Source organism: Streptomyces sp. NPDC057424, from assembly GCF_042803315.1.
Classification (GTDB): Bacteria; Actinomycetota; Actinomycetes; order Streptomycetales; family Streptomycetaceae; genus Streptomyces.
Map to the genome: position 1 here is coordinate 19,118 of NZ_JBHVCP010000029.1, position 15,557 is coordinate 34,674.

16 protein-coding genes are annotated in these 15,557 nt (G+C 72.8%); 8 read left to right on the top strand and 8 right to left on the bottom strand.

Going from position 1 to position 15,557, the window contains the following annotated elements:
- Positions 1 to 42: 42 nt before the first annotated feature.
- Positions 43 to 204 carry a hypothetical protein gene (locus tag ACFU3E_RS22620; protein WP_384161001.1) on the bottom strand — a complete coding sequence of 54 codons (162 nt, stop codon included), beginning with the start codon at positions 202 to 204 and terminating at the stop codon, positions 43 to 45.
- Positions 205 to 359: 155 nt separating this feature from the next.
- Here ACFU3E_RS22620 and ACFU3E_RS22625 point away from each other — a divergent pair, with 155 nt between their 5' ends.
- From ACFU3E_RS22625 to ACFU3E_RS22640, 4 genes are all read left to right on the top strand, one after another.
- Positions 360 to 1,277: a MurR/RpiR family transcriptional regulator gene (locus tag ACFU3E_RS22625; protein ID WP_384161004.1), complete on the top strand. Its 918-nt coding sequence runs from the start codon at positions 360 to 362 to the stop codon at positions 1,275 to 1,277.
- 258 nt (positions 1,278 to 1,535) lie between these two features.
- Positions 1,536 to 1,916: a hypothetical protein gene (locus ACFU3E_RS22630; RefSeq protein WP_174569490.1), complete on the top strand. Its 381-nt coding sequence runs from the start codon at positions 1,536 to 1,538 to the stop codon at positions 1,914 to 1,916.
- Positions 1,917 to 1,959: 43 nt separating this feature from the next.
- Positions 1,960 to 2,526, top strand: a complete 567-nt coding sequence (locus ACFU3E_RS22635; RefSeq protein WP_384161008.1) for an antibiotic biosynthesis monooxygenase — start codon at positions 1,960 to 1,962, stop codon at positions 2,524 to 2,526.
- Between the two features lie 107 nt (positions 2,527 to 2,633).
- Entirely contained in the window at positions 2,634 to 5,030 is a 2,397-nt protein-coding gene (locus ACFU3E_RS22640) for a SpoIIE family protein phosphatase (protein WP_384161011.1), read from the top strand.
- Positions 5,031 to 5,275: 245 nt separating this feature from the next.
- Here ACFU3E_RS22640 and ACFU3E_RS22645 read toward each other — a convergent pair whose 3' ends face one another.
- Together ACFU3E_RS22645 and ACFU3E_RS22650 are read right to left on the bottom strand one after the other, a co-directional pair.
- Positions 5,276 to 5,764: a flavin reductase family protein gene (locus tag ACFU3E_RS22645; RefSeq protein WP_384161014.1), complete on the bottom strand. Its 489-nt coding sequence runs from the start codon at positions 5,762 to 5,764 to the stop codon at positions 5,276 to 5,278.
- Between the two features lie 9 nt (positions 5,765 to 5,773).
- Entirely contained in the window at positions 5,774 to 6,460 is a 687-nt protein-coding gene (locus tag ACFU3E_RS22650) for a peptidoglycan-binding protein (protein WP_384161016.1), read from the bottom strand.
- A 221-nt stretch (positions 6,461 to 6,681) separates the two neighbouring features.
- On the opposite strand from ACFU3E_RS22650, the gene ACFU3E_RS22655 reads away from it, so the two are divergent.
- Together ACFU3E_RS22655 and ACFU3E_RS22660 are read left to right on the top strand one after the other, a co-directional pair.
- The gene (locus tag ACFU3E_RS22655; RefSeq protein ID WP_384161182.1) at positions 6,682 to 7,350 is read left to right on the top strand and encodes a TetR family transcriptional regulator; all 669 of its coding nucleotides are present in this window, start codon (positions 6,682 to 6,684) and stop codon (positions 7,348 to 7,350) included.
- A 151-nt stretch (positions 7,351 to 7,501) separates the two neighbouring features.
- Positions 7,502 to 7,912 carry a Zn-ribbon domain-containing OB-fold protein gene (locus ACFU3E_RS22660; protein ID WP_384161019.1) on the top strand — a complete coding sequence of 137 codons (411 nt, stop codon included), beginning with the start codon at positions 7,502 to 7,504 and terminating at the stop codon, positions 7,910 to 7,912.
- A 7-nt stretch (positions 7,913 to 7,919) separates the two neighbouring features.
- Here the strand turns inward: ACFU3E_RS22660 and ACFU3E_RS22665 are convergent, their stop codons facing one another.
- From ACFU3E_RS22665 to ACFU3E_RS22675, 3 genes are all read right to left on the bottom strand, one after another.
- Positions 7,920 to 9,254, bottom strand: coding sequence for a Gfo/Idh/MocA family oxidoreductase (locus ACFU3E_RS22665; RefSeq protein WP_384161021.1), 1,335 nt, complete (start codon positions 9,252 to 9,254; stop codon positions 7,920 to 7,922).
- Positions 9,255 to 9,319: 65 nt separating this feature from the next.
- Positions 9,320 to 9,700 (bottom strand): PPOX class F420-dependent oxidoreductase, encoded by a 381-nt coding sequence (locus tag ACFU3E_RS22670; RefSeq protein WP_384161024.1) that lies wholly within the window; start codon positions 9,698 to 9,700, stop codon positions 9,320 to 9,322.
- 30 nt (positions 9,701 to 9,730) lie between these two features.
- A complete protein-coding gene (locus tag ACFU3E_RS22675) occupies positions 9,731 to 10,909 on the bottom strand; it encodes a MalY/PatB family protein (protein WP_384161026.1) in 1,179 nt (392 codons plus the stop codon).
- A 24-nt stretch (positions 10,910 to 10,933) separates the two neighbouring features.
- Between ACFU3E_RS22675 and ACFU3E_RS22680 the strand changes: the two genes are divergently transcribed.
- Entirely contained in the window at positions 10,934 to 11,923 is a 990-nt protein-coding gene (locus tag ACFU3E_RS22680) for a hypothetical protein (RefSeq protein ID WP_384161029.1), read from the top strand.
- Positions 11,924 to 12,045: 122 nt separating this feature from the next.
- Complete coding sequence (locus tag ACFU3E_RS22685; RefSeq protein WP_384161032.1) at positions 12,046 to 13,392, top strand: S1 family peptidase; 1,347 nt, start codon at positions 12,046 to 12,048, stop codon at positions 13,390 to 13,392.
- A gap of 619 nt (positions 13,393 to 14,011) precedes the next feature.
- Here the strand turns inward: ACFU3E_RS22685 and ACFU3E_RS22690 are convergent.
- On the bottom strand, positions 14,012 to 14,197 hold the full coding sequence (locus ACFU3E_RS22690) for a hypothetical protein (RefSeq protein ID WP_161361580.1): 186 nt from the start codon (positions 14,195 to 14,197) through the stop codon (positions 14,012 to 14,014).
- Positions 14,198 to 14,348: 151 nt separating this feature from the next.
- Positions 14,349 to 15,509 (bottom strand): ROK family protein, encoded by a 1,161-nt coding sequence (locus ACFU3E_RS22695; protein ID WP_384161035.1) that lies wholly within the window; start codon positions 15,507 to 15,509, stop codon positions 14,349 to 14,351.
- Positions 15,510 to 15,557 lie beyond the last annotated feature (48 nt).

The window sequence follows — 15,557 nt, forward strand, 5'->3', positions numbered from 1 at the left end:
CCGGAAGCGTCGTCGATTCGATTGCGGTGGCCGGGTGATGCCCTAGCGGTCGTCGTAGTCGTCGGGGCGCACCGCGGCCTCCTCCAGAGCCTCGCGCATCGTGCGGCCGGTCCCGCCCGGCGGCCGGGAGCGGCTGTCGTCCTGGTGTTCCAGCAGTTCGCCGGTGGTGTCCGTCTTGGGCCGGTTCTCCTCGGGGACGGTCATGAAGGCGGCTCCTCTCGGGGTCGTGTGCGGCGGCGGGTTCCCGCCGGGCGTACGGGTATCCCCGCGCAGGCCGGCTCATGCTGCCTGGAGAAGCCCTGGTCACCACAGTGCGTGAGCTATGTTGAACGTCCTTGGGAGACGAAGGAGGCGCACCGGTGCCATCGCCGCAGCAGGCACGCGCACAGGCATCCGCGATCACCTCGGGGAAGGCCGCCCCGGAAGCGGAGGTCTCCCCGTCCGCCCAGCTCCGGGCACTCTTCGACCGGCCCCGGCTGTCCCCGGGGCAGCGGCGCATCGCGCAGTACCTGATCGAGCACATCACCGAGGCGGCGTTCCTGTCGATCACGGATCTCGCGGACCGGGCCGGCGTCAGCCAGCCCTCGGTGACGCGGTTCGCCGCGGCGGTCGGCTTCAGCGGTTACCCGGCGCTGCGGGAGAAGCTGCAGTCGATCGCGCTGGGCACCCTCGCCGTCGGCCCGGCCGAGGAGATGCGCGGCAACGAACTGCAGGCGGCGGTCGACGCCGAGATCGAGAACCTGGAGAACCTGCGGCGGGACCTGGCCGACCCGAACGTCGTCATCGACGTCGGCCGCAAGCTCTCGTCGTCCGCGCCCCTGACGGTGCTCGGGCTGCGCATCTCCGTCTCGCTCGCCGAGTACTTCGCCTACGCCGCCCGCCGGATCCATCCGGACGTACGGCTCGTGACGCGGGGCGGCAGCGTCGCCTACGACGCGCTGCTGCAGTCACGTGAGGCGGGTGGTACGTGGGTGCTGGCCTTCTCCATGCCCCGGCACGCCCAGGAGACCCTGACGGCCGTGCGGGTCGCGCGGGGCGCCGGGCTCAAGGTCGCCCTGATCACCGACCTGGCGCTCGGGCCGCTCGCGGACGAGGCCGACGTCGTCTTCGCCCTCGGGACCGGATCGCGGCTGGTCTTCGACTCCTACGCGGCCCCGGGCGTGATGTGCTCGGCGCTGCTGCAGGCCATGACGGACGCGGATCCGGAGCGGACGCAGGCGCGGCTGGAGGAATACGAGCAGGTCGCCGACCAGCACCAGTTCTTCCTCAGGGACTGAGCGGCGGGCGGCGGACCACACGGGGGGACCATCCACAACAAAGCACGCATGAATGTTTTCATGCTCCTTGCAAACCGGATGGCATATATAAATACTGCTCACGGATCGCGACCCGGCCGTTCCGGATCCGTTCCGCACCCGTGGAGCCGGGTCCTACCCACTCCGGGTCCCGGGTGTCCGTGGCGGCCCCGGCCATCCCCTAGGCCGGGGCCGCCCCGACCCGTCGTCCACCCTCACGACGCCGCACACCCGGAAGCGATGATCATGCACCTGACGACTACGCGCATCAGCCCGGACTGGCCCTGCCAGGTCAAGACCCCCGGGAGCTACGACTGGGAGCGCTCGGCGGCCAAGTGGCTGCGCGAGCTGGTGCCCACGCGCTACGCCGGATACCCCGTGTTCATCCGCCACCCCGTCCTCCTCGCCCGACATGCCCAGATCCAGGTCCAGAACGAGATCCGGGTCGCCCGCACCGCCCTGCAGACCGCCCGCGCCGACCTGCCGGGACTCGGCCTGCACGAGGGGGTCATCGAGCACACGATCAAGCTGTACGCGGCCGAGGTCATGCAGCTCCAGCACATCGCGCGCAGCGTCCGGGCGGTCACCCAGGCCCTGGTGGAGGCGAACCGCCAGCCGTGAGCCGCCGGGCATGACCGGCGCCGCGCGTGGCACCCGTGGGGGAATGAGCACCACCACAGCACGGCGCGGCGAACCCGTGACCACCGTCCTGACCTGGCACGTGCGCCCCGGCCGGGAGCAGCGGTTCGAGGAGTGGACGCACGGCATCACCCGCTGCGCCAGACAGTTCCCCGGCAACGAGGGCGTCTCCTGGCTGACCCCCGAGGACGGCCACCGCTACCACGCGGTGCTGCGCTGGTCCGATCAGCACCGGCTCGCCGCCTGGCTGGAGTCCGAGGAGCGCGCTCACTGGCACCGGCGGATCGGGGACATCGCCACCGAGGTCAGCAGCGAACGCCAGTCGACGACCGGGATGGAGACCTGGTTCAGCCTGCCGGGCACCGCCGTGCAGGCCCCGCCCCGGTGGAAGATGGTCCTCACGACCTTCCTCGGCGCCTACCCCTTCACCCTGCTCGTCCAGTGGCTGGTGACCCCCCATACCGGGGGCTGGCCGCTGCCCCTGCGCGCCGCCGTGTTCCCGCTGGTGCTGCTGCCGGTGCTGACGTACCTGGTGATGCCGCGGCTCAGCCGGCTGCTGCGGCTGTGGCTGTATCCGCATGACGGCCGTTGAACGGTCCACCGTGGGTCTGATGCGACCGACGGGGCGCCTGGGACGAGCGAGCAGTCCGTGCGTACAAGGCGGTCTTCGAACCGGGCCAGGTGTGCCATGCTCGACGCGTGACGAGCGAGCCCGTGACGCCGGCGCAGCCCGGTGCCGCACCGGACGTGGTCGAACTGGCCAGGATCGTCGCCCGGCAGCGCGCCGAACTGGACCGGCTGCGCGACCAGGCGGCCATGTCGGCTGTCGTGGAACGGGCCAAGGGCGCGGTGATGGCGCTGACCGGGTGTTCCGCCGACGCCGCGGGCGAGCAGCTGCTCCAGCGGGCCAAGGCCGCCCGTCACACCCTGCTGGAGGAGTGCTGGATCACCCTGGGCACTCTCGCGCCCACACCGCCCGGCCCGGGCGGGGCGACCGAGGCATCCGGCGTCGAGGCATCCGGCTCCACGGCACGGATCATGGAGCAGCCGGCCGCGCCGGACGACGTCACCGCCGCCCTGGCCCGCCTCGGCCAAGCCCTCGTTCGGGTGATGACACCGCACGACCTCGCCCGGTGCCTGCTGGAGCACCTGGGCCCCGACATGTCGGCGGACGCGGTCCTGATCTACGCACGCAGGCCCGACGGCGGCCTCGTACTGATCGGGCACGCGGGCATCGACGACAAGCTGGCGGCCCAGTGGTGCCAGGTGCCGCCGCTGAGCGGAATGGCGGCGCTGGACGCGCTGCGGGCGGGCCAGCCGCGCTGGCTGGAGGACTTCGCCTCGGACGAGCGGCAGTACCTGCTCATCGGTGACCCTCCCGACCGGTGGCGCTCGCGTGCCTGGCTGCCCGTGCCCGCCGCGGGCTCGGCCGAGGTCTGCATCGGCGTGCTGCGCGGCCGGGCCGGGGCGTTCACCCCACGCGACCGCGCACACCTGCGGGGCGTCACCGGGCTGTGCGCCGGCCGGCTGCGCGCCTTCGACACCCCGCCCCAGCGTGACGCCGACGCCGCCACGGACGCGGTGCAGGCGCTGTTCGAGGCACTGCCGGTCGCGGCGATGCTGCTGACGCCGCTGCGGAACGTCACGGGCGAGACCGAGGACTTCCAGGTGGAGGCCGCGACCGCCCAGGTGGGTGACCTGCTGGGCCGGACCGGTGAGGAACCGGCCGGGCGACGGCTGCTGGAGCTGCGGCCGGCCCTGGTGGCCGAGCCGCTGTGGCGGGGCTGTCTGCGGGTGCTGGAAACCGGCGAGACCTACGAGGGCGAGCCGTTCGCGCACGAGGAGGTCGTGGCGGGGGTCGCCGAGCTGTCCGTGTACGCGGCACGGGTGGCGCAGCTGGGCGACGCCCTCGTCGTCTCGTGGATCCGGCACGGCTCCTCCGACCGGCAGGAGCAGCGGCTGGCGGACCTGCAGCGGCTGGGCAACCTCGGCTGGGCGAACTGGAACCTGGCCACGCAGGAGGCCTCCTGGTCGGCCCAGGTCTTCTCCCTCGTCGGCCGCGACCCCGCGCACGGTCCGCTGCTCCTGTCCGAGGTGCCGGAACTCGCGCTGCCCGAGGACACGCCCGCGCTGACGCGCGCCGTCGGTGAACTCGTCCACGAGGGGCGGCCCTTCGACGTGCCGTTCCGGATCCGGACGAACGGCGTCATCCGGCATCTGCGGCTGGTGGCCGAGGCGGTGGCCGACCGGCACGGAACGCCCGTCGAGGTACACGGCTTCCTGCAGGACATGACCGCCCGGCGGCGGGCGGAACTGGCCCTGGTCGAGAGCGAGCGGGCGATCCTGACGCAGCACGACGTGCTCCAGGCCGAGCGGACCCTGGCCTCCAGGCTCCAGCACGCGCTGCTGCCGATGGCCAACCGGCCCGTGCACCTGGCCGGGCTGCGCGTCGAAGTCGCCTATCTGCCGGCCCAGTCGGATGTGCACGTCGGCGGTGACTGGTTCAGCGCCATCGAACTGCCCAACGGGGACGCGCTGCTGGTGGTCGGTGATGTCGCCGGGCACGGCGTCGACGCCGTGGCCACGATGGCACAGCTCCGGTTCACCGCGAAGGGCATGGTCATCACGGGCTCGTCGCTGACCGGCGCGCTCGCCCGGCTGAACACGCTGCTGCTGCACTCGCGCGACTCCCACGCGACCGCCACGATGGTGCTCGCCCGCTACGACCCCCGCCGTCGGCGCCTGGTCTGGACCCAGGCGGGGCATCCCCCGCCGCTGCTGCTGCGTGACGGCGAGGCACGGTATCTGCGCCGCCCCAGCGGCATGCTGCTCGGGGCGTCCGCCACGCCGGTCTACCAGGAGGCGGAGTGCCGTCTCGACCCGGGCGACCGGCTCATCCTGTACACCGACGGCCTGGTCGAGCACCCGCCGGACAGCATCGACCGGGGTCTGGAACAGTTCGCCGAGGCGGTGGCCGCTCCGCACGGTGACGGGCCCGCGTCGCTGGGGCCGCTGCTCGCGAGGATGCTGCCGGATGTGCGGCGGGACGACGTGTGCGTGGTGGACGTCCGGGTTCCCGGGGTTCAGGGCCGGTAGCGGCTACGCCCGCCTCACGAGTCCCCGCGGTGGCGCCAGTACCACCACAGGCCCACGAGCAGGGCCAGCAGGAACAGGGCGGGCAGCACCAGGCCGGGGATGCGGGAGCCGTTCATGGGCGTGGCCTTCGGTCGGCGGTCCGGGCGCCTCGTGCGTCGCCCCGGCCCAGGGTGACGCCGTGGGCTCCCGCCGCTGCGCCGCTTTTCCCCAGTCCTTGCCCGGCGTTCGATATACGGGGAGCGGCGTCAGCCGACCGGGTGACCCGGGTCGATGGTGACGGCGTCGGAAAGGCGCAGCAACGGCCCGCCGTACTCCCCCTGTCCGCCCCACTCGACCGGGTCGAGGACGAAGCCGATGTGGTCGCCGCCGCCCGCGCGGGTCACGATCCGGCCGACGAACCAGGCCGGCACGCCCTCCAGGACGAGGGCCCCGCCGTACGCCTCCCGCAACCGGAGGCCCTGGAACTTGTCCATCCGGTCGCCGGTGCGCCCACCGAACAGCTCGGCGAGGGCGTGCTGGTCGCGGCCGAGCAGGTGCACGGCGAGGACTTCCGCGTTCCGGGCCACCCGGAAGGTGTGGTTGAGCTCGGACAGCCACACCACGAACCGGACGGGCCGCAGCGAGCACTGCGAGGCGAATCCGACCAGGCAGCCCGCCCGTTCACCGCCCGCGGCGGCCGTGACCACGTACATGTCGGGGTTCAGCCGGTCGATGAACTCGTCCATGCCGGCCATGGTCACACATCAGCTCGTGCCCGCCGGGGTGCGGGACTCCAGTGCGGCCCGGGTGTCGTTGCCGTACACGCCGGTCTCGTCGCCGCGGATGCCGTACCAGAGCTGGAAGCGGGCGACCGCCGCGGTGAGGGTCGGGTCGTAGCGGCCACTCGTGGATCCGTCCCGGTAGACGTCCGGGATGCGCAGGAGGCGCTGCTGGAGTTCGGTCACCTCGGGGCCGGTGGCGCCCTCGCGCAGCGTGCCGGCGCCGTCGGGGTCCACGGGTGCCGTGGCGGGTGGGGTGGGTGTGGGGTCGGGGGTGGAGGCGGCGGACGCGGGCGGCGCGGGCACGGGCGCCGCGCTGTCGTCCGATTTCTCGCCGTGGAGCAGGAGCGCACCGCCGAAGCCGATCACCGCGGCCGCGAGGACGGCCACCGCGACGGCGGCGCGGCGCAGCCCGGCTCCGGGGGGTGCGGCGTCCGTACGCCGACGGGTCTCACGGACGACGGGCGGGAGTTCCTGCGTCAGGGCCTCGGAGCCGGCCGGCGGCTTCCCGGGCAGCGCGACGGACTCGTAGCCGCCCGGCTCCTGGCCGGTGTCCTGCCGGAACTCCCGCATCAGTTCAGCGAGCGCGTCGGTGCGGCGGGGCCGCAGGACGCGGATGGGTTCGAGGGCCGGGCCGTCGTGCGGCGGCCGGGGCTCGGACGGTGTCGACACGCTGCTCTCCTTCGTCCGGGCCGGGAGTGCCCGTCTTCGAGGATCGTCCTGCCGCTAGATACGCGGCTGCCGGGCCCGGGGTTCAGAGACCGCTCAGGCCCGGTGGGCAGAGCACTCAGTACCTCCTGATCAGTGCACTGAGTGCCATGAGTGGCCTCGTGGGTGCTACGTTCCCGCTCATGAGCTCCGAGAAAGCCGAGGCCGGCACCGGGAAGCCGCCCATGCGGGACGCCCTGGTGGCGGCGGCCTTCCAGCTGTTCCTCGAGCGGGGGTACGAGCAGACCACCGTCGACGACATCGTGGCGCTGGCCGGTGTCGGACGGCGCTCGTTCTTCCGCTACTTCCCCTCCAAGGAGGATGTGGTCTTCCCTGACCACGAGCGCTGCCTGGCCGACATGACGGCCTTCCTGGCGAACGGCCCGGACGACGACGAACCCGTGGGGCGGGTCTGCGACGCGGCCCGGCTGGTGCTGCGCATGTACGCCGAGAACCCGACGTTCTCCGTGCAGCGCTACCGCCTCACCAAGCAGGTGCCGGGGCTGCGGGCCTACGAGCTGTCGGTCGTGTGGCGCTACGAGCGGGCCCTCGCCGAGTACCTGCGCCGGCGCTTCGCCACCCGCCGGGACGGCACCCTGCAGGCCGACGTGATCGCGGCGGCGGTGGTCGCGGCGCACAACAACGCGCTGCGCTCCTGGCTGCGTTCGGACGGGCAGGGCGAGGCGAGCGCGGCGGTCGGCCACGCGCTGGCCTACGTGCAGTCGGCGTTCGGCGGTGTGCCGGTACCGCCGGCCGTGGAGCAACCGGAGGACGTGGTGGTCGTGGTGTCGCGGCGCGGGGCACCGCTGTGGCGGGTCGTGCAGGAGATCGAGACGACGCTGGGGCGGGGCTGAGCCTCCGCACTTTCAGGGTACGGAGTGCCTTTACGAGTGGCACTGAGTGCCATACTCTGTGCTGCGTGCACGGTGGCACGGCGAACCGCGCACACGTGTGCGCGGGTGATCGCGTGCGCGGATTCCGGCCGAGTGCAGGGAGTTGACCAGCGTGTACCACTCAGGAAGCGTCGCTCAGCAGGCAGCCGGCTCCGCCACGGGTCTGCTCGACCCGAGGGGCCAGAACGCGGAGGCCATCTTCTTCCAGCGCTGCACCTGGTGCGGCACCGCCATGTACCACCGGCTGCTGTGTCCGGTCTGCCGGGGCAGCGAGCTGCGCACGGAGCGCGCCGAGGGCACGGGCACCGTCCGCCATTCCACGGTGGTGCACCGCAACACCCCCGCGGCGCGCAACGTGTCGCAGATAGAGATGTCCGAGGGGTTCGTGGTGCGCGGCCGGGTGATGGGCCCGCCGATCGGCATCCACAGCGGGGACCGGGTACGGCTGTCCACGGCCAAGGACCCGGTGCGGGGCGAGCCGGTCTTCCAGCTGCTGGACGAGCCGTACCGGGCCTGGAGCTGACCTCCCCTCAGCCGGTGATCAGCTCGCCGGTGCGCACGGGCCGTCCCGTCTCGAAGCTCCGGTTGGCCGCGAGCCCGACCACGAGGGCCAGCGCACCGTCGCGTTCGGTGGCCGTCGGACGGTCCGCGGCGGTATCCGCCGGGCGGGTGGGGCCGACCGGGCCGAACAGCGCGTCGAGCATGCGCGGGTCACCGCCGCCGTGGGCCTCGTGGGCGACCGCGAGCGGCACGTCCACCGGGGGCTGCCACAGCGGGCGCAGGGTGAGGCGCGCGCCGCCCGCGTGCTCGGCCGCCGTGTCCCCGTGCACCGCGCCGGCCGCCGAAGTGAGCCGGGTCCGCGGCTGCTGCCAGCGGCTCTCCTCGACCTCCAGCTCCAGCCGGCCCGCGCTGCCGTTGAACATCACCCGGTAGCCCTCCCACGGGGAGTAGGCGGTCAGGTGGTACGTCATGGTCGCGCCGCGCGCGTAGCGCACGAGGACGGACATGTCGTCCTCGATGGTGACCGGCCCGTCGAACACATTGCGGTCGCGCAGGTAGCCGTCGTCGCGTTCGGCGTCGAGGTAGAGGGCGCGCAGGGTGTCGTCGGCCGCGAGGTCCAGCGCGAAGGGGTCGTCGGCGGCCCGCTCGGCGCCATGGGCGCGGTCGTAGTCCCGGCGCAGCCCGTGCCGCTCCCCCGCCGCACGACCGTAGAAGCCGAGCCGGCCGTAGCCGAAGGCCTCCTCGGGCTCGTCGGCGAGCCACCAGTTGACCAGGTCGAAGTGGTGTGAGGCCTTGTGCACCATCAGGCCGCCGCTGTGGCGCTTCTCGCGGTGCCAGCGGCGGAAGTAGTCGGCGCCGTGCCGTACGTCGAGCAGCCACTCGAAGTGGACCGACAAGACCTCGCCGATCGCGCCGTCGGCGAGCAGGGCGCGGACCCTCTCGTGCGCGGGGTTGAAGCGGTAGTTGAAGGCGACGGTCAGGGAGTTGCCGGTCTCGCGGACGGTGTCGAGGATGCGGGCGCAGCGCCCGGCGTCGACGGTCATCGGCTTCTCCGTGACGACCCGGCAGCCCGCCTTCAGAGCCGGGACGATGTAGCGGTCGTGCTCGGCGTCGACGGTGGTGACGACGACCTCGTCGATGCCCTCCCCGGCGAGCAGGTCGGTGAAGCGGTCGGGCTCCCATGTGGTGGCGGCCGGTGCGCCGGTCTCGGCCAGCAGCCGGTTGTGGAAGGCCATCCGGGTCGGGCTGGGGTCGCACAGCGCGGCCACGGCATGGCCGGGGCGTTCGGCGAGGCCGCGGGTGAACAGCTGGGCCCGGTGGCCGGTGCCGACGACGGCTGCGCGCAGGACGGGATTTCGGCTCATGGCAGGTGCCCTTTCCCGTGAACGGGGCCTCCACTCCCCTGCGGCCGGAAGCGCTTGCCGGGCATTCAGAGGGTGATGCGGATGCCCACGGTGCCGTCCAGGCCCCGGCGCAGCCGGCTTCCGAGCAGGGTCAGCCGGCCTGTCAGTCCGTACTTGCGGGCGATCAGCTTCCGGTAGCGGGCGGTGGTGGCCGGATCGCAGATCTCCGCCGTCGCGGGCACCTGCTCACCGGTGGGGTTGCCGCGCCGGTCGCAGGGGCCGACCAGAACGTCGGCGCGGTTGCGGATCCGCTTCACCTTCCAGGAGCCGGCGGGCGTCCACACGCCGAGCGCCTCCCCGTCGCGTACCACCCAGACCGGGGTGGCGACCGGCGTACCGTTCCTGCGGTAGCTGGTGATCAGCAGGTACTTGCCCGCGCCCGGCTCAGCCGGCGCTCTGTCGTCCATGGCAGGAAGTGTACGAGCGTGTCCCCGGGTTCACCGCAGCGCCGCCGCCATGTTCCGCACCGCCTCCGTGAGCACGTCCTGCGAGGTCGCCAGGTTGAGGCGGACGTGGCCGGTGCCACCGGTGCCGAAGGGGCGGCCGGAGCTGAGGGCGACGCGGCCGCGGTGCAGGAAGACGTCGGCCGGGTCGTCGCCGAGCCCGAGGGCGCGGCAGTCGAGCCAGGCCAGGCAGGTGGCGTCGCCCGGCCGGTAGCGGATCGCGGGCAGCTGTTCGGCCAGCAGGTCCGCGAGCAGCCGCCGGTTGCTGTCGAGGCCGGCCAGCAGGGCGTCCAGCCAGGCGACGCCGTCGCGCAGGGCGGCGGTGTGGGCGATGACGGCGACGTGGCTCGGGCCGTGCCCCACCTCCTCGGGCATCCGGTGCAGGTCGGCGGCGGCCCCGGGCCCCGCGACCGCGAGGGCGGCCTTGAGCCCGGGCAGGTTCCAGCCCTTCGAGGCCGACATCAGCGACAGACCGCGCTCGGCGCCCGGCACGCTCAGGTAGGGCACGAAGCCGGCGCCGCCGCACACGAGCGGCGCGTGGATCTCGTCGGCGACGACCCGCACGCCGTACCGCTCGGCGAGCCCCGCGACGGCGGACAGCTCCTCGGCCGTGTGCACGGTGCCGGTCGGGTTGTGGGGGCTGCACAGCAGGTGGACGGCCCGCCGTCCGTCCGTGACGGCCTGCCGGAAGCTCTCCTCCAGGACTGCGAGGTCGATGCGCCCGTCCGCCCCGAGCGGGGCCTCGGCCACCCGCCGGTCCATGTGCTCCACGAACAGGTAGAACGGCGGGTACACGGGCGGGTTCACGACCACCGTGTCGCCGGGGCCGGTGACCAGTTTGAGCATCTCGACGACGCCCAGCATCACGTCGGGCACGATCGCGGTGCGCTCCACCGCGAGCCCGTCCCAGCCCCACCGCTTCCCGGCGAAGGCGGCCAGGGCCTCCGCGTAGGCGGTGCCCGCCGGGTAGCCGGTGTCACCGAGGTGGAGCGCGTCGGTGACGGCGCGCACGACGGGCTCGGCGAGCGGCACGTCCATCTCGGCCACCCAGAGCGGCAGCACGTCCTCGGGGTAGGTGCGCCACTTCATGCTGGTGCGCTGCCGGAGGCGGTCGAGAGTGAGGATCTGCAGGGGGTTCGGTTCACCGGACGTCTCGTGCGGGATCCTGGTCATGGGCACACGATAGGGGGCTGTGCGGTGAGCGGGAATCTTGCGGACGGGGAGCGGGGCGGGGCGGCGGGCGCGTTCCTGGAGATCGCCTGCGACGAGTCGGGGTCGGACGGTGAGAACCTCACCGGCGGGAACACGGACGTGTTCGCGCACGCCGGCGTCTCCCTGTCCGTGGCGTCTGCCGCGGCGACGGTGCGGGAGATCCGGGACCGGATCCGCTCACCGGCCGAGGAGTACAAGGCGAACCACCTGTTGCGGGAGAAGCACCGCGCGGTGCTGGAGTGGCTGCTCGCGCCGCAGGGGCCGATCCACGGTCAGGCGCGGGTGCACCTCATGGAGAAGGCCTTCTTCGTGGTGGACCGGACCGTCGGCCTGCTGCTGGACGACGCCGCCGAGGCCGCCGTCCTGTTCCGCGCGGGGCGCCCGGCCTTCGGGGAGGACGGCTGGCGGTCGTTCCTGGAGGCGGCCAACCAGCTGCTGCGGGTTCGCCACGACGGGGACCCGGTGGACGTCTTCTACGGCACGGTCGACACCCTGCGCCGGACGTGTCCGGGGACGGACGCGGCAAGGATCCTGGAGCGGCTCGCCGCGACCCGGCCCCGCGCGGAGTCCTACCGGGACGGTTTCCTGGCCGGGCCACCCCTGATCCCGCTGCTCAACCCGCTGCTCCCGGCGATCGTGCGGACGGCCGCGCTGTGGAGCCCCGACGGGCGGCCGGTGCACCTCGTGCACGACCGGCAGAACATGCTGACGCCGGAGCGCATCGCGTGGATCGGCGAGACAGCCCGGCAGACCGGCATCCGCCTGGCGGGGATGCGGCTCGTCGTCGCGCGGGACGATACGCGGGTGCAGGTGGCGGACTTCCTCGCCGGGATCGCCCGCAAGATCGCCTCCGACGAGCTGAACGGCCGCGGGGACCCGGCGCTGACCGCGCTGCTGCGGCCCTACGTCGATCCGGACTCGGTGTGGGGCGACGCGCGCAGCGGGGCCCTGCTCGCGGGCCCGGTCACCGGGTGACGCCGAAGAGATCACCGGTGCGCTGAACGCGGCACGGCTCCGTCCCGTATGGATGAAGGGCACTCAACTCAAGGAGGGCCCCGCGGTGTTCACGCCGTGATGTTCGGTTTCGGGAGCCATGCATGAGGCACGCACGACGACGGGTCGTCCGGCGAGTGACACGGCTGGCGGCCGTCGGCGGACTCCTCCTCGGAGGAGCGATGGTCACCAACGCCGTGGCGAGCGAGCCACCCGCCCCGTCCATCGGCGTCCCGTTCACCGCGCCGCCGGCGACCGGTGAGGGCACCGACCTCGTGTCCCGGCTCGGGAACTCCCGCACGGCGGGCAGCTGGGTCGACTCGGCCGGGCGGCCGGTCGTCGCGGTCACCGACGAGAAGACAGCCGCCGAGGTGAAGCGCGCCGGCGCGCAGGCGAAGATGGTCAGCCACAGCATGAGCGACCTCAAGTCCGCGGCGGCGACGCTGCGTTCCGCACCCCGGGTCCCCGGAACCTCGTGGTCCCTGGACTACAAGAGCAACCAGGTGGTGGTGCGGGGAGACAGCACCGTCTCCTCCTCCGACTGGTCCCGGATGACGGAGGTCGCCGAAGGCATCGGTTCCTTCGTGCGCATGGAGCGCACCGAGGGCACGTTCACGACACGGGTCAACGGCGCGCAGCCCATCCTGTCGACCGCAGGGCGCTGTTCGGCGGGGTTCAACGTGACCGACGGGAAGAGCGACTTCATCCTCACGGCCGGGCACTGCGGGCCCGACGGTTCCGTCTGGTTCGCCGACGACCGGGGCCGGGAGCAGGTCGGTACCTCGCTCAGGGGCAGCTTTCCCGGCGACGACTACTCCCTGGTGAAGTACGACGGTGGCCGTGCGGGCAAGGACGCGGACGTCGTGGTGGTCGGTGACGGCAAGGGCGTGCGGATCACGGCTGTCGCCGACGCGGAGGTCGGGCAGAAGATCTTCCGCAGCGGCAGCACCAGCGGGCTGCGCGAGGGAGAGGTGACCGCGCTCAACGCGACGGTCAACTACCCCGAGGGCACGGTCACCGGCCTGATCGAGACGAACGTGTGCGCCGAACCCGGAGACAGCGGAGGGCCGATGTTCGCCGACGGCGTCGCGCTCGGCGTGACGTCGGGCGGCAGCGGGGACTGCACGGCGGGCGGTACGACGTTCTTCCAGCCGGTGACGAAGGCGCTGACCGAGCTGGGGGTCAAGCTGATCGTGGCCGAGTCGGCCGGTGGTACGGGCGCCGCACCCGCGCCGTCGGCCTCGGAGGGTGCCGCCTCGCCGGGTTCGACGGCGCCGATCACGGGCACGGACGTGTCGACGCTGCTGAGCCGCCTCACCGACCCGCGCAATGTCGGCCCCGGCATGCTCGTCATGGCGGGCAGCCTCGTCGCCCTGGTGGCAACCCGGTGGATTCGCGCGGAGCAGGACCGCAAGGCGTACCGGCAGCACTACTCGGCCACGTGGGGATGACGCTGCCGGTGACCGTCCGTCGGGGGCGTCCCCGTCCGCCCGGTGTGCGCAGCACGGTCGCGATGCCCGCCCCTCGGCGGCCCCACCGCCTGGCGGCGGCCGGGCCGCTCGTGCGGCAGGGTGAGGCCCGGCACCACGGGGAGGGCCGGGTAGAGGGAGGCCAGGACCACAGCCACAGCCACGCAACTGCCGCTGGGCGGCGGGCAGATATGGCACGAGCCGAGGGCGGCCCCGGCCCCGGTGAGTACGGCCTGGGCGCAGCGGACCCGCGGCAGCCGCAGCCGTCGGACGTGGCGTCCGGCGTCCGGCGTCCGGCAGGAGGACGAGGACCGCGGAGAGAGGCCACAGCCCGGGCACCGTGACAGCGATCTCCAGCCAGGCGACGACGCCCGGACCGTCACCGAGGACGAGGACCCCGCACAGCACGGGCAACGCGACACCGGTGACCGCGCTCACGGTCACCCCGGCACTCTCCCCACGCTCTCGGCTTCGCCGAGCAGACAGGTGCTCTCATCGCCCCGGCTCAGACCACGGCCGAGGAAAGCACGAGAAGGGCACCCATGGGGTCAGGGGCGCCCTTCGACGAGGGTCCGATGCCGTCGGCGGGCCGGGACGATGGTCAGGCCGCGGGCGCCGGCTGCGGGGCCGCGGCGGCCCACTCCAGGACGAGCCGCTGGTACTCCTCGCGCTGCTCGACGCTCAGTGTCCCGCCCGACCGGCGCCACAACGCGCGGATCTCCTCGTTGACCTCGTCAGCCGATCGCTCGGATGATGATTCAACAGTGGTGGACATGCTGTGAAGCATACGTCGCCGGACGTGAAGGCGATGTGAGTAATCACGACTCAATCGGGCATTTCGGACAGTGTCACTGATCACGTCCATCTCCCGGTAAACGTGAGGCTGTTCACATCAGCCACCTGCGAGTACCTTTCGCCGCCCGGAAGTTCGCCGTCGTTCACGCTTCGACCGATCCCAGCACCAGCACCTTGATGGCGAGCACGGCCGCGCCGCGGGCCCAGTCGTGGAAGTCGGACACCCTCGTCTCCAGACCCACCGGGGCGGCCAGCGGATGCCGGTGCTCGCGGACGGTCTCCTCGACCGTCTTCCCGGCCACGTCCATCAGCCCGACCCCCTCCCCCGCGAGCAGGATCTTCTGCGGCATCACGAAGTTGGAGATCTGCGCGACGAGCGTGCCCAGGGCACGCGCCGCTTCGCCGACGACCCGGGCGGCCATCGGGTCCCCCTCGGCCGCCAGGGCAAGAATCTCCTCATAGGTGCGGTCCGCGCCGGTGGCGGCCCGGATCTGGTAGCGGATGCTGGGGATGGCCAGCAACGAGACGGCGCTGCCGCGCCTGCCGTCCGGGGTGAGCGGCCCGCTGGAGTCGACGATCCAGTGCCTCCCGAAGCCGCGGTCCTCCTCCGCGAAGGGCACTCGCCTGCCGCCCAGGACGAGCCCGTAGCCGATGCCCGCACCGATGGTGAGGACGACGAAGCGGTCCAGGCCGCGCCCGGCGCCGAACCAGGTCTCGGCCTCGACCAGGGCGGCGACGTCGTTCTCCACGACCACCGGCAGCCCGGTGCGCTCCTCGACCAGGTCGGCCAGGGGGACGTCCCGCCACAGCAGGAACGGCGACTCGCCGACCACCGCACGGTCCTGGACGAATCCGCCGACCCCGATGCCGATCCCGGCCAGGCGGGGGTGACCCGTGGCCAGGCCGGCGGTCATCTCGGCCAGCACGTCGGCGACTTCGGCGGGGTCGTGGGTGGTGAGCGGGCGGTCGTGGCGGGCGACGATGTGGCTCCGCAGAGTGGTGACGACGCCGTAGACGGTGTCCTCGGTGATCTTGAAGCCGAGGAAGAACCCCGAGTCGGCGACGACGTCCAGCGGCTGGGACGGGCGGCCCTGGCGCGTCTCCGCGGGCGCGCCCGCCTCGGGCACCTCGACCAGCAGGCCCGACTCGATCAGCGGCTTGGTCAGCCGGGTGAGGCTGCCGGCCGACAGACCCAGTCTGCGCGCCAGTTCCGTACGCGACAGCGGCCCGTGGACGAGCACTTCGATCGCCACGGAGCGCTCCCCCGGGCTCAGTGGCAGCCAGCCGGCGGTGCCCTCGGTCATGAAAGCCCGACTCCCCTCACCCATTTTTTTCACACTGAAACCAACGTG